Here is a 13,009-nt window from a genome sequence, read left to right on the forward strand (position 1 = left end):
CGAGTCGAATCTGCAATGAACCTCACGCCTCCTGAATCGCAGACCACTGACGGCCCGGACAACCCGGGTGGCCGGGCGCATTTCCTGCAGGTGTTTTTGTCCCAGCGTTCGCAGATGGAGGCGCTGGTCAATCGGCGGGTGGGCTGTCGGGCGACGGCGGCCGATCTGGTGCAGGACCTGTTCCTGCGCTTCTGGCGCCGGCCACTGGTTCAGGTGGAAGAGCTCAGCACGTATTTGCTGCGCTGTGCCGGCAATATCGCCATCGATCATTTGCGCAGCGAAGACGCGCGCGGACGGCTGAGTGAGGCCTGGTTGCCGGAGCAACAGGATCAGTTCGGCGTGGAGCCGCAAGCGGCGCTGGAAGCCGGTAATGATCTGCGCCATGTAGAGGCGGCCTTGCGCAGTCTGCCCGAGCGCAGCCGACAGATTTTCCTGCTCAATCGCATCCACGGTCGCACCTACGCGGACATCGCCAGGGCCATGGGGCTTTCCCAGAGTGCCGTGGAAAAACATATGATGCGTGCGCTCGAAGCCTGCAAGGCCAGCCTGCGAGACCCCCAACCGCGCACGCCAGGGAAAGCCCCGTGAACCCCAGTACCCCCCTCAGTCCGACGCCCGCCCAGGAACAGGCCGCGCTGGCCTGGTTGAGCCTGTTGCACGACCAGCCCAGCAGCGGCGATCAGGCGACCTTCAGCCAGTGGCTGCTGGCCGATCCGGCCCATGCCCAGGCTTATGCCCAGGCCCAGGTGCTCTGGGAGTTGAGTGAGGGGCCGGCGCGAGTCCTCGCTGCTGAGGAGGCGCTGGCGTTGCAAGGTTATCTGGATGCCATGGAGCGCTCCCGTTATTCCCGCGTGCGGCGCTGGTCGGCGGGGTTGGCGATGGCCGCTTGTCTGCTGTTGATGGTCTCGATGGGCGCGGGCTGGCAGCCGGCGCGCTGGTTCAACGACCTCGGCGCCGATTACGTCTCGGCGCCCGGTCAGGTGCGCAGCGTGACCCTGGCCGACCAGTCGCAGGTGACGCTGGATGCCGACAGTGCGATTGCGGTGGATTTCAGCGGCGGCGAGCGGCACGTCGAAGTGCGCCGCGGCGCGGCGTTTTTCAGGGTGACTCACACTGGCGAACCGTTCGTGGTCGAGGCCGAACAGGGGCGGGCGCGGGTACTGGGGACGCAGTTCGAGGTGCGGTTGCAACCGCAGGGGGCGCAGGTGACCGTGCTGTCGGGACGAGTCGGGGTGACCGCGCAGGCGGGTGCCGAACAGCAGGTGCTGGGCGCGGGCCAACAAGTGGCGTATCACGCCGGCCGCGCCGAGCCGCTGCACGCTGTCGACAGTGAGGCGCAACTGGCCTGGCGCCAGGGTTGGCTCAACTACGCCAGGGCACCCCTGGCCGATGTGATCGCCGATCTGCAGCGCTATTACCCCGGACGGATCATTCTGCTCAACGATGAACTGGCCGCCCGCCGCATCAGTGGCAGCTTTCCCAGCAAAGACCCGCGTGCGGTGCTGGCTTCATTGCAAGGCGTGCTGGGGTTTGAGCAGCATGAGTTGGGTAGTCTGATTTTTGTGCGGTGAGTCGAAGGTGCGGTGTCAGGTGGACCGCTGCTGTATCTCCCATCGCCTGCGCCGGCAAGGATTGTGGCAGGCCGCACATAGCGCGAACACCGCAGATTCCCGGTACACCCAGGCTACTTGAAATCAAAAAAATCCCCCCTTTGAAAATTATTTGCAAATCCCCATGAGGTAAACCCGCCCCCCATCCGTGTAGTTGATGAAAGTGCGATTGATTCGCATCGGTGCGTTACTCCACACGGGTCCAAGCAATGAAGTCCAGGTCAGGTTCGGTAGTGTTCAAGCAGCAGTGGTTCGGTGTTTCAGTGTTGGCCGTGTCGGCGTTGGCACTGTTGCCGCAAAGTGTCGCCCAGGCCGCTCAGGTCGGTGCGCAGCACAGCACGCAGTTCAGTTTCAGTATCGCCGCCAAACCCTTGTCTCAGGCCCTGAGCGATTTCAGCCGGGTCACCGGCCTCAGCGTGGTCTACACCGATGAAGCCCCTTACGGCCTGACCGCGCCGGCGATTAACGGCCAGATGAGCGCCGAGCAGGCCATGCAGCGGTTGTTGAGCCAGTCGGGACTGACCTTCCGCCAGACCGATGCCCACACGCTGGCCCTTGAACCGCTGCCGACCACGGGCGCCTTGAACCTCGGCGCGACCACCATCACCTCGACGCTTGATCAGTCGACCAGCTACCAGCCGCCTTCCACCACCTCGATTGCCCGCTCCTCGGCCTCGCTGCAGGAAATTCCCCAGACCATCAACGTGGTCGCCGCTCAGGTCCTGCGCGATCAGGCGCCGCGCAATCTTGACGATGCCTTGGCGAACGTCAGCGGCATCACCCAGGGCAACACCCTGGGCGGAACCCAGGACTCGGTGATGACCCGAGGCTTCGGCGACAACCGCAATGGTTCGATCATGCGCGACGGCATGCCGATCGTGCAGGGCCGGGGCCTGAACGCCTCGGTGGAGCGGGTGGAAGTGCTCAAGGGGCCAGCGTCTCTGCTGTACGGCATCCAGGATCCGGGCGGGGTGGTCAACATGGTCAGCAAGAAACCCCAGTTGCAGAGCTATAACGCCCTGACGGCGCGCGGCTCGACCTATGGTGACGGCAAGAACGGCAGCGGTGGCAGCCTCGACAGCACCGGTGCCCTGGGCGAATCCGGGCTGGCTTACCGGCTGGTGTTGGACCACGAGGACGAAGACTACTGGCGCAATTTCGGCACCCACCGCGAAACCCTGATCGCACCGTCGCTGGCCTGGTACGGCGACAGTACCTCGCTGTTGTTTGCGTACGAGCACCGTGAATTCCTCTCGCCCTTTGATCGTGGCACGGCGATCAATCCGCGGACCAATCACCCGCTGGATATTCCCGCCTCGCGGCGCCTCGACGAGCCGTTCAACAACATGGAAGGGCGCTCGGACCTTTACCACTTCGAAGCCGACCATCAGCTCGACGACAACTGGAACGCCCACTTCGGCTACAGCTGGAACCGCGAAACCTACGATGCCAGCCAGGTGCGCATCACCGCCATCGATCCTGTGAAGGGCACCCTGACCCGCAACATGGACGGTACCCAAGACGCGCTGACGACCGATCGCTTCACCACCCTCAGCCTCGAAGGCAAGGTTGAGCTGGCAGGTATGCAGCATGATTTGGTGATGGGTGTGGACGACGAGTACCGCAAGATTTACCGCGCCGATCTGATCCGCCAGAAGAGCCTGTCACCGAGCTTCAGCTACCTCGATCCGGTGTACGGCCGTGAAGTGGCCGGCACTACAGTGAGCGCCCCGGACAGCGAACAGACCGACCTGCTGCGCAGCGACTCGGTGTTCCTCCAGGATTCGATTCACCTCACCGATCAATGGATCCTGGTGGCTGGTGCACGTTTCCAGGAGTACGACCAGTACGCCGGGAAGGGCCGTCCATTCAAGGCCAATACCGACAGCAACGGACAGAAATGGGTGCCCCGCGCTGGCCTGGTGTATCGCTACACCGATGAACTGTCGTTCTACGGCAGCTACACCGAATCCTTCAAACCCAACTCGACCATCGCCCCGCTGAGCGGCAGCAGCACGGTGCTCGATGGCAGCGTGGCACCCGAAGAAGCCAAGTCGTGGGAATTGGGGGCCAAGCTGGATATGCCGGGCCGGATCACCGGCAACATCGCCCTGTTCGACATCAAGAAGCGCAACGTGCTGGTGGCCAACTCCGAAGGCCCGGTGACGATTTACAGTGCGGCGGGCGAGGTGCGCTCGCGCGGATTGGAAGTCGACCTCAGCGGTCAGTTGAGCGAGCGCTGGAACCTGATCGGCAGCTACGCCTATACCGATGCCGAGGTCACTGAAGACCCGACTTACCAGGGCAAGAAACTGCAAAACGTGGCGCGCAACAGCGGCTCGTTGTCGGCGGTTTATGACTTTGGCAGCCTGATCGGCGGTGACCAGTTGCGGGTCGGCGCGGGGGCGCGTTATGTCGGCGAACGGGCCGGTAACGCGGTGAACGACTTTGACTTGCCGGCCTACACCGTGGCCGATGCCTTCGCCACCTACGACACTCGCCTGGACGGGCAAAAGGTCAAGTTCCAGCTCAACGTCAAGAACCTGTTCGACCAGACCTACTACACCTCGGCGGCGAGCCGGTTCTTCGTGTCGATGGGCGATGCGCGGCAGCTGTCGTTGTCCAGTACCCTGGAGTTCTGACGACTGCGCTCAGGCGCAGAACGCCTGGCGGAATTCGCCGGGCGTGCCGTGCATGGTTTGCCGAAAGCGGTTGGTGAAATGACTGGCGCTGGCAAACCCACAGGCCAGGGCTACTTCGCCGAGGGGCAGGGTGGTGTTGCGCAGCAGGTGCCGAGCATGGGCCAGGCGCCGCGCCAGCAGGTACTGATGGGGCGGCAGGCCGAAGCTTTGGCGAAACATCCGGGCGAAGTGGTACTCCGACAGTGCGCACATCGCCGCGAGTTGTCCCAGGCTGATGGGCTGTTCCAGATGCTGGTCGATGTACTCCACCAGTTGCCGGCGCTGGTAGGCAGCCAAGCCACCTTTGAGGCGCAAGCCCTGGCGCAGGCCGACCTGGTTGAGCAGGGTGTGGCTGAGCATTTCGTGGGCCAGGCTGCTGGTCAGCAGGCGTTCGCCGGGCTCCTTCCAGTTCAGTTCGGTCAACTGGCGAAAGCGTTGGGCCTGCAGCGGGTCGTCGAGAAAGGTGCTCTCCTGCAACTGCACGGCGCGCGGTTCGCGGTCGAGCAGGGTGATGCAGCCGAGGGCGAATTGGTCAGGGCTGAAATACAGGTGGGCGAGGCGGATTTCGCCGTTGATCACCCAGGCTGACTGGTGTTCGGCGGGGAGGATGCAGAGTTTGTTCGGGCCGCCGGTGGTGCCGGGCTGTCCACGACGAAAGGTCCCGGTGCCGCCGGCCAGGTAGCAGGACAGGGTGTGATGCCCGGGCGCCTCGTAGTCCTGGGAGTCGTGGTGGTTGTTCCACAGGGCTGCAGCCATGCCGTCACCGAGCTCGGCACTGTGCTCCAGACGAGCATGGGGCGAGCGGTTGAGGGCTTGAAAGACTTGCAGGGTTTCGAGTGCGGGCATGATCGTTTCTCCAACGCCTTGCATCCTACTCCCTCGCCATGGTCGTGCCAGCCCGGCAGCCGACAAAAGCGCAAGTTTATGCAAGCGCGCTAGATCATCACGCCACAGACTGAAGGCCATCTTCAGGAGTGAGCGTGATGAACCTTTCGTTGTATGTGCTGACCGTGCTGATCTGGGGCACCACCTGGATTGCCCTGAAACTGCAACTTGGGGTGGTCGCCATTCCGGTGTCGATCGTCTATCGCTTTGGCCTGGCGGCGTTGGTGCTGTTCGTGATGCTGCTGCTCAGCCGCAAGCTGCAGGTGATGAACCGCCGTGGCCATCTGATCTGCCTGGCTCAGGGGTTGTGCCTGTTTTGTATCAACTTCATGTGCTTTCTCAGCGCCAGTCAGTGGATCCCCAGTGGCTTGGTTGCGGTGGTGTTTTCCACGGCGACCTTGTGGAACGCGCTCAATGCACGAGTGTTCTTCCGGCAGAAAATTGCTCGTAACGTACTGCTGGGCGGCGGGTTGGGTTTAGCGGGACTGGGCCTGTTGTTCTGGCCCGAGCTGGTCGGTCACAGCGCCAGCCCGCAAACCTTGCTCGGCCTGGGTCTGGCGCTGTTGGGCACCCTGTGTTTCTCGGCCGGTAACCTGCTCTCGAGCCTGCAGCAGAAGGCCGGGCTGAGGCCTCTGACCACCAATGCCTGGGGCATGGCCTATGGCGCGGCGATGCTCTCGTTGTATTGCGTATTCAAGGGCATTCCCTTCGATATGGAGTGGAATACCCGTTACGTCGGTTCGCTGCTGTACCTGGTGATTCCGGGTTCGGTCATCGGTTTCACCGCGTACCTGACCCTGGTCGGGCGCATGGGCCCGGAGCGTGCGGCCTATTGCACGGTGCTGTTCCCGGTGGTGGCGCTGAACGTTTCGGCCCTGGTCGAGGGTTATCAGTGGACCGCGCCGGCGTTGGCCGGGTTGGTGCTGGTGATGCTGGGTAACGTGCTGGTGTTTCGCAAACCTTCGGCACGCAGCAAAGCGCTGAAGGCCGACCTCGCGTGAGGGTGATCAGTGTTCGTTTTTCAGGGAGACATAGATCAGCGCAGGAAACATGTACGCGAGATTACTGCGGGCCCAATCAAAGGCATTGCGCTTGGTCGAGTATTCGACATCAAACCATTCATTAATGATGACTACATAGAGGATGTAGTAGACAAAGATCGCTGTTGTCAGGCCGATAATGGCGAACTTCTTGGCGCTCTGGAACTCCTTGCGGGGTGCCTCGATAGTTCGGTAGAGCTGATAAGTCCCGATCAGGCAACATATCGTGAAGATGGTCTCGAACGTAATGATCGCCCAATAGAAGCGATGATGAAAATAGCTTGAGGTGACGGCGCGGTAGCGACGTGAATCGTTGCCTTCAGTGGTGGTCATGCTGAGGATCTCGCCAATGTATTCGTAATAGGCGGTGTAGTCCGTGAAGTTGTTGACGAGGGTGACGCAACCAAAGGTGGCTGCCATCAAGACAATCAATATTTTGCTGCGCCTGACTGCGCAAGTGGTCGTGAGTTTCATCATGCGCGATATTCTCCTGATATAGAGCCTGTTATTGAAGTTCTCCAGGCGATTGGCGGAGTCTATAGCGCGTGACTGCAATCAGGTTGTGAGTTGCCGTGCAAGTTTTGTCGCTTGATATTAAGCGTTAGTCTGCAACTAAATAGTAATAAGCGGATTGTCAGCGGCACGTCCGGCAAACGTGCCGCCACTGAATCAGCCTTTCCACACCTGCGGGTTGACCAGATCCTGCGGCCGCTCACCCAACAGGGCGCTGCGCAGGTTGGCCAGGGCGCGATTGGACATGGCATCGCGGGTTTCGTGGGTGGCGGAGCCGATGTGCGGCAAGGTCACTGCATTCTGCAATTGGAACAGCGGCGACTCGGCCAGCGGTTCCTTTTCATAGACATCCAGCCCGGCGCCGCGAATCCGCTTGTTCTGCAACGCTTCGATCAACGCCGGTTCATCCACCACCGGTCCACGAGAAATGTTCACCAGGATCGCCTCAGGCTTCATCAGCGCCAGTTCGCGGTGGCTGATCAGGTGCCGGGTTTTCTCGCTCAGCGGTACCACCAGGCAGACGAAGTCGGCTTCGGCCAGCAATTGGTCGAGCGTACGGAACTGCGCGCCCAATTCTTGCTCAAGCGCCGTCTTGCGACTGTTACCGCTGTACAGGATCGGCATGTTGAAGCCCAGGCGGCCGCGACGAGCGATGGCCGCACCGATGTTGCCCATGCCGACGATGCCCAGGGTCTTGCCGTGCACGTCACAGCCAAACAACGGCGCGCCGACGCTGGCTTGCCACTGGCCGGCCTTGGTCCAGGCGTCCAGTTCGGCGACGCGGCGGGCGCTGCTCATCAGCAACGCAAAGGCCAGGTCGGCGGTGCTTTCAGTCAGCACATCCGGGGTGTTGGTGAGCATAATCCCGCGTTCGTTAAAGTAGGCCAGGTCATAGTTGTCGTAACCCACCGAGACGCTGGACACCACTTCCAGGCGGCTGGCGTTTTCCAGTTGTGCCCGGCCCAGCTTGCGCCCGACACCGATCAAGCCATGGGCATGGGGCAGGGCTTCATTGAACTGTGCATTGATATCGCCCTGCTTGGGATTGGGCACGATCACCTCGAAATCCTGTTGCAGGTACTCGACCATGGCAGGCGAGACACGGCTGAAAGCAAGTACAGTCTTTTTCATCGCGGGAAAGCTCATCGGGCGGAGGACAATGCCAAGCAAGCTATCATTCTTGGCAGGGTCAGCGCGAGTCCCATGGACAAGAACCGCGCATCCGCTTCAATTGGTCAAGCGCGCGCCGCCCAGGGTGCCACTCAGCTCATAGGCCGCCAATTCTGCCTGGTGGGCCGAAAGAATTTCCGGCAGCGAGCCGCGCAGGTATTCGACCCAGGTCTTGATCTTGGCGTCCAGGTATTGGCGCGAAGGATAGATCGCGTACAGGTTCAGTTCCTGCGAGCGGTAGTTGGGCATCACCCGCACCAGACTGCCGTTGCGCAAGCCGTCGATCGCCGCATACAGCGGCAGCACGCCAACGCCCATGCCGCTGGTGATCGCGGTTTTCATCGCATCGGCAGAGTTCACCAGGAACGGTGAGCTGTTGATGGTGACCATCTCCTGGCCATCGGGACCGTCGAACAGCCACTTCTCCAGCGGAATCACCGGGCTGACCAGACGCAGGCAGGCGTGGTTCAGCAGGTCGCTGGGCTTGGTCGGGCAGCCGTGCGCCTTGACGTAGGCTGGCGAGGCGCAGGCGATGCTGTAGGTGATGCCCAGGCGCTGGGAGACGAAACCGGAGTCCGGCAGTTCGCTGGCAAGCACGATGGACACGTCGTAGCCCTCGTCGAGCAAATCCGGGACACGGTTGGCCAAGGTCAGGTCGAAGGTCACATCCGGATGACTCTTGCGATAGCGGGCGATGGCATCGATGACGAAATGCTGGCCGATCCCGGTCATGGTGTGCACTTTCAACTGCCCGGCGGGCCGTGCATGGGCATCGCTGGCCTCGGCTTCGGCTTCTTCTACATACGCGAGGATCTGTTCGCAGCGCAGCAGGTAGCGCTTGCCTGCCTCGGTCAGGGCGATGCGGCGGGTGGTGCGGTTGAGCAGACGGGTTTGCAGGTGGGCTTCCAGATTGGAGACCGCGCGCGAGACGTTGGCTGTGGTGGTATCGAGCTGCACGGCGGCGGCAGTGAAGCTGCCAGCCTCGGCGACACAGCTGAAGGCGCGCATGTTTTGCAAGGTGTCCATGGGGTGCTCTCAAGGGAGATGGCAAATTGTGACATGAAGTTACGAGGCAAAGCATTCAACCAAGGGATTATCTCGTTAACGGTAACAAAGATTCACAGGATTCCCAGCTTATCGCCGTACGGCCCCAGCCCTAGAATCATCGCGGTCAAACACCTTTCCCTCAGGAATTTGCAGCAGTGCCGCGTCGCATCAACAGAGAGCTCAAGGCTCTCAGTATTTTGGCTTTATCCCTGGCAATCAGCGGCTGCATCGGAACCGGAGGTATTGCCCCACAGGGCAAGGCACTCGATGTCAATACATTGGCCACGGACGAGGCCATCCAGAGCGCTGCACAGGACGCTCATTGGCCCGTCGCACAATGGTGGCGCGCCTATGGCGATCGCCAACTGGACGCCTGGGTCGAACTCGCCGTGCAGGGCAGTCCAAGCCTGGCCATGGCAGCGGCGCGGGTGCGGCAGGCCAAGGCCATGGCGGGCGTGGTGGAATCGGCGGAGTCATTGCAGATCAATGCCGATACCACCCTCAAGCGCCACAACTGGCCCACCGATCAGTTCTACGGCCCTGGCGACCTGGCCAACTCCACCACCTGGGACAACAACGCGGCGCTGGGTTTCAGCTATGCCCTCGACCTCTGGGGCCGCGAAAGCAATGCCAGCGAACGTGCCGTCGACCTGGCGCACATGAGCGCCGCCGAAGCGCGCATGGCCCAGCTGGAATTGCAGAACAATGTGGTGCGTGCCTACATCCAACTGTCGTTGCATTACGCCCAGCGCGATATCGTCGCCGCCACTCTGGCCCAGCAACAACAGATTCTCGACCTCGCGCAAAAGCGCCTGGACGGTGGCATCGGCACCCATTTCGAGGTCAGCCAGGCGCAGACGCCGTTGCCCGAAACCCATCGCCAACTGGACGCGCTGGACGAGGAAATCGCCCTCAGTCGCAACCAGCTCGCGGCCCTGGCTGGCAAAGGTCCGGGCGAGGGCGCGCGGCTGCAACGTCCGACCCTGGCCTTGGGTGCCGCACTGAAGTTGCCCTCGAGCCTGCCGGCGCAATTGCTTGGGCAGCGTCCGGACGTGGTTGCCAGTCGCTGGCAGGTGGCTGCCGAGGCACGCGGAATCGACGTCGCCCACGCCGGCTTCTACCCCAATGTCGATCTGATTGGCAGTCTGGGTTACATGGCCACCGGTGGTGGTGCGCTGGAGTTCCTGACCGGGAAAAAGCTCAATTACAGCGTCGGCCCGGCAATCTCCCTGCCGATCTTCGACGGCGGGCGTCTGCGCTCGGAACTGGGTTCGGCCTCGGCCGGTTACGACCTGGCGGTGGCCAGGTACAACCAAACCCTGATCAATGCACTCAAGGGCATTTCCGATCAGTTGATCCGTCGCGAGTCGATGGACAAGCAGCAGGACTTCGCCGCCGAGTCGGTGGCCGCGGCGCAGAAAACCTATGACATCGCGATGATCGCCTACCAGCGTGGCCTGACTGATTACCTCAATGTGCTGAACGCGCAAACCCTGCTGTTCAAACAGCAGCAGGTGCAACAGCAGGTCCAGGCGGCACGCTTGAGTGCCCACGCCGAACTGGTCACCGCCCTTGGCGGCGGTCTCGGCGCGGGCGACGACGTGCCGGCCGACAGCAAAATCCAGGCACCGAAACCCCCGGCCATTCTCTCCGCCCTCGATCATTGAGCAGGACACCATGACTCCCTTGCCTGCACCGCTGCGCTGGCTTTATAGCCTTGAGTGGCGCCGTGGATTTTTCGACTGGGCACGCAGCGATGGCGTGACCTGGGTCTACATCTTCAAGGTGTTGATCGCGGCCTTCCTGACCCTGTGGCTGGCCATGCGCCTGGAATTGCCGCAACCGCGCACGGCGATGATCACCGTGTTCATCGTCATGCAACCGCAAAGCGGCCAGGTGTTCGCCAAGAGCTTCTATCGCTTCCTCGGCACCCTGGCCGGATCGGCAGTAATGGTCGCGTTGATTGCCCTGTTTGCGCAGAACACTGAACTGTTCCTCGGGGCGCTGGCGATCTGGGTCGGTATCTGCACGGCCGGCGCTGCGCGCTATCGCAACTTCCGCGCCTACGGTTTTGTGCTCGCCGGCTACACCGCGGCGATGGTCGGCCTGCCGGCTCTGGCGCATCCTGAGGGGGCGTTCATGGCGGCCGTCTGGCGGGTGCTGGAAATCTCCCTGGGGATTCTCTGCTCGACCCTGGTCAGCGCTGCGATCCTGCCGCAAACCGCCAGTGCCGCGATGCGTAACGCCCTGTATCAACGCTTCGGCGTGTTCGCGCTGTTCGTCACCGATGGCCTGCGCGGACGCAGCCAGCGCGACAGCTTTGAAAGCCGTAACGTCGGCTTCATCGCCGAAGCCGTGGGCCTGGAAGGGCTGCGCAGCGTGACCGTGTTCGAGGACCCGCACATGCGCCGGCGCAACGGCCGCCTCAGTCGGCTGAACAGCGAATTCATGGGCATCACTACCCGATTCAACGCCTTGCACCAGTTGCTTGAGCGCTTGCGCGACACTGGCGCAGACCAAGTGCTGGCGGCGATCAAGCCGGGGTTGCAGGACCTGGCGGAATTGCTCGACGGCTTTTCCGGACGGGCCCTGACCCATGCCGACGCGGCGCGCCTGGCCAGTCAACTGGCGGCTTACAAGGACGGCCTGCCAGCACGGGTGCGCAGCCTGCGCGCGGCTTTCGAACACAGCGCGCCGAGCGACGCCGATCAGCTGGATTTCCACACCGCCTACGAGCTGCTCTATCGCTTCGTCGATGAGCTGCACAGTTATGCTCAGACCCACGCTTCGCTCGCCGAACACCGCCATGAACGGGAGCAGTGGGACGAACCTTTCACACCGAAAACCAACTGGCTGGCAGCGGCGGCGTCGGGTATTCGCGCCTCGTTCATTCTGCTGGTGCTGGGCAGCTATTGGGTCGCGACTGCGTGGCCGAGTGGCGCCACCATGACTCTGATCGCGGCGGCGACGGTCGGCTTGTCTGCGGCGACGCCCAATCCGAAACGCATGGCGTTCCAGATGGCCTGCGGCACATTTCTCGGTGCACTGATCGGCTTCGTCGAGATGTTTTTTATCTTCCCGTGGATCGACGGTTTCCCGCTGCTGTGCGTGATGCTGGCGCCGGTGATCGTGCTCGGCGCCTTCCTGACCTCACGCCCGCACTACGTCGGCGTTGGCCTGGGTTTGTTGATTTTCTTCAGCACCGGTTCGGTGCCGGACAACCTGACGATTTATAACCCTTACACCTTCATCAACGATTACATCGCCATGGTCATTGGCATGCTGGTCTGCGCGGCCGCCGGCGCGATCATTCTGCCGCCCAACAGTCGCTGGCTCTGGCGCCGACTGGAGCAGGACCTGCGCGGCCAGGTGGTCTATGCCATCAGCGGCAAGCTCAAGGGCCTGGCGACGAGTTTCGAAAGCAGCACTCGCGACCTGTTGCACCAGGCCTATGGCCTGGCGGTGGGTCAGCCGCAGGTGCAGCGCAATCTGCTGCGCTGGATGTTCGTGGTGCTGCAGGTCGGTCACGCGATCATCGAGTTGCGCAAGGAGCAGGCGATTCTCCCGGTGCACCCGGCCTACGCCGAGTCGCAGCCGTGGCGCCAGGCAATCCGGGTCATGGGCCGCTCGCTGGTGCGCCTGTTCCTGCAGCCGGGGCAGAGCAATCTAGAGCGCGCGCTGATTGCCGTCGACCATGCCATCAGCCGCGTCCAGGCCACCGACGAGCCCTTCGCCCCGCACTTCGACACCTCGGCCCTGCGCCGGGTGAAGAGTTACCTGCATTTCATTCGCACTTCGTTGCTCGACCCGCAATCGCCGCTGGCGGCGCTGACCGCCCCGCAAGGACCTGACCATGCCTCGTGAAATCGCCTTCCACGGCGTGTACATGCCGACCATGACCCTGATGTTTTTCATCGCCGCCGCCTTGGCCTGGGCGCTGGACCGGTTTCTTTCCGGGTACGACCTCTACCGTTTTTTCTGGCATCCGGCGTTGTTGCGCCTGAGCCTGTTCATTTGCCTGTTCGGCGCCCTGGCGCTGACGGTTTATCAGTGAGACCGCTTC

At 62.3% G+C, this 13,009-nt stretch carries 11 protein-coding genes; 7 read left to right on the top strand and 4 right to left on the bottom strand.

Annotated elements, in window-relative coordinates; all coding sequences use genetic code 11:
* Positions 1-15: 15 nt before the first annotated feature.
* The 3 genes from KW062_RS05190 to KW062_RS05200 all read left to right on the top strand — a co-directional run bounded on the left by KW062_RS05190 (position 16) and on the right by KW062_RS05200 (position 4,252).
* On the top strand, positions 16-588 hold the full coding sequence (locus KW062_RS05190; RefSeq protein ID WP_105755096.1) for an RNA polymerase sigma factor: 573 nt from the start codon (positions 16-18) through the stop codon (positions 586-588).
* Positions 585-1,571 carry a FecR family protein gene (locus KW062_RS05195; protein ID WP_105755097.1) on the top strand — a complete coding sequence of 329 codons (987 nt, stop codon included), beginning with the start codon at positions 585-587 and terminating at the stop codon, positions 1,569-1,571. Before KW062_RS05190 ends, KW062_RS05195 begins: the two co-directional genes overlap by 4 nt.
* Before the next feature lie 248 nt (positions 1,572-1,819).
* Positions 1,820-4,252: a TonB-dependent siderophore receptor gene (locus KW062_RS05200; protein ID WP_027618596.1), complete on the top strand. Its 2,433-nt coding sequence runs from the start codon at positions 1,820-1,822 to the stop codon at positions 4,250-4,252.
* Positions 4,253-4,261: 9 nt separating this feature from the next.
* Here KW062_RS05200 and KW062_RS05205 read toward each other — a convergent pair whose 3' ends face one another.
* Complete coding sequence (locus KW062_RS05205; protein WP_105755098.1) at positions 4,262-5,137, bottom strand: helix-turn-helix domain-containing protein; 876 nt, start codon at positions 5,135-5,137, stop codon at positions 4,262-4,264.
* Between the two features lie 137 nt (positions 5,138-5,274).
* Here KW062_RS05205 and KW062_RS05210 point away from each other — a divergent pair, with 137 nt between their 5' ends.
* Entirely contained in the window at positions 5,275-6,177 is a 903-nt protein-coding gene (locus KW062_RS05210) for a DMT family transporter (RefSeq protein WP_027618598.1), read from the top strand.
* A gap of 6 nt (positions 6,178-6,183) precedes the next feature.
* On the opposite strand, the gene KW062_RS05215 is transcribed toward KW062_RS05210, so the two are convergent.
* From KW062_RS05215 to KW062_RS05225, 3 genes are all read right to left on the bottom strand, one after another.
* Positions 6,184-6,693, bottom strand: coding sequence for a DUF2165 domain-containing protein (locus KW062_RS05215; RefSeq protein ID WP_027618599.1), 510 nt, complete (start codon positions 6,691-6,693; stop codon positions 6,184-6,186).
* Positions 6,694-6,885: 192 nt separating this feature from the next.
* Positions 6,886-7,860: a 2-hydroxyacid dehydrogenase gene (locus KW062_RS05220; RefSeq protein WP_027618600.1), complete on the bottom strand. Its 975-nt coding sequence runs from the start codon at positions 7,858-7,860 to the stop codon at positions 6,886-6,888.
* A 96-nt stretch (positions 7,861-7,956) separates the two neighbouring features.
* Complete coding sequence (locus KW062_RS05225) at positions 7,957-8,925, bottom strand: LysR family transcriptional regulator (RefSeq protein WP_027618601.1); 969 nt, start codon at positions 8,923-8,925, stop codon at positions 7,957-7,959.
* A 176-nt stretch (positions 8,926-9,101) separates the two neighbouring features.
* Here KW062_RS05225 and KW062_RS05230 point away from each other — a divergent pair, with 176 nt between their 5' ends.
* From KW062_RS05230 to KW062_RS05240, 3 genes are read left to right on the top strand one after another with little or no spacing between them, the layout of a single operon-like run.
* On the top strand, positions 9,102-10,613 hold the full coding sequence (locus tag KW062_RS05230) for an efflux transporter outer membrane subunit (protein ID WP_105755099.1): 1,512 nt from the start codon (positions 9,102-9,104) through the stop codon (positions 10,611-10,613).
* 10 nt (positions 10,614-10,623) lie between these two features.
* Complete coding sequence (locus KW062_RS05235) at positions 10,624-12,810, top strand: FUSC family protein (RefSeq protein WP_105755100.1); 2,187 nt, start codon at positions 10,624-10,626, stop codon at positions 12,808-12,810.
* Positions 12,800-13,000, top strand: coding sequence for a DUF1656 domain-containing protein (locus KW062_RS05240; RefSeq protein ID WP_027618604.1), 201 nt, complete (start codon positions 12,800-12,802; stop codon positions 12,998-13,000). The genes KW062_RS05235 and KW062_RS05240 overlap by 11 nt, the downstream gene beginning before the upstream one ends.
* Positions 13,001-13,009 lie beyond the last annotated feature (9 nt).

It is taken from the genome of Pseudomonas fluorescens, assembly GCF_019212185.1.
Taxonomy (GTDB): domain Bacteria; phylum Pseudomonadota; class Gammaproteobacteria; order Pseudomonadales; family Pseudomonadaceae; genus Aquipseudomonas.

Bases quoted from the DNA above. Each gene is read 5' to 3' on its own strand.
- KW062_RS05190 (WP_105755096.1), top strand. From the start codon at position 16: ATGAACCTCACGCCTCCTGAATCGCAGACCACTGACGGCCCGGACAAC.
- KW062_RS05200 (WP_027618596.1), top strand. From the start codon at position 1,820: ATGAAGTCCAGGTCAGGTTCGGTAGTGTTCAAGCAGCAGTGGTTCGGT.
- KW062_RS05205 (WP_105755098.1), bottom strand. From the start codon at position 5,137: ATGCCCGCACTCGAAACCCTGCAAGTCTTTCAAGCCCTCAACCGCTCG.
- KW062_RS05210 (WP_027618598.1), top strand. From the start codon at position 5,275: ATGAACCTTTCGTTGTATGTGCTGACCGTGCTGATCTGGGGCACCACC.
- KW062_RS05215 (WP_027618599.1), bottom strand. From the start codon at position 6,693: ATGATGAAACTCACGACCACTTGCGCAGTCAGGCGCAGCAAAATATTG.
- KW062_RS05220 (WP_027618600.1), bottom strand. From the start codon at position 7,860: ATGAAAAAGACTGTACTTGCTTTCAGCCGTGTCTCGCCTGCCATGGTC.
- KW062_RS05225 (WP_027618601.1), bottom strand. From the start codon at position 8,925: ATGGACACCTTGCAAAACATGCGCGCCTTCAGCTGTGTCGCCGAGGCT.
- KW062_RS05235 (WP_105755100.1), top strand. From the start codon at position 10,624: ATGACTCCCTTGCCTGCACCGCTGCGCTGGCTTTATAGCCTTGAGTGG.
- KW062_RS05240 (WP_027618604.1), top strand. From the start codon at position 12,800: ATGCCTCGTGAAATCGCCTTCCACGGCGTGTACATGCCGACCATGACC.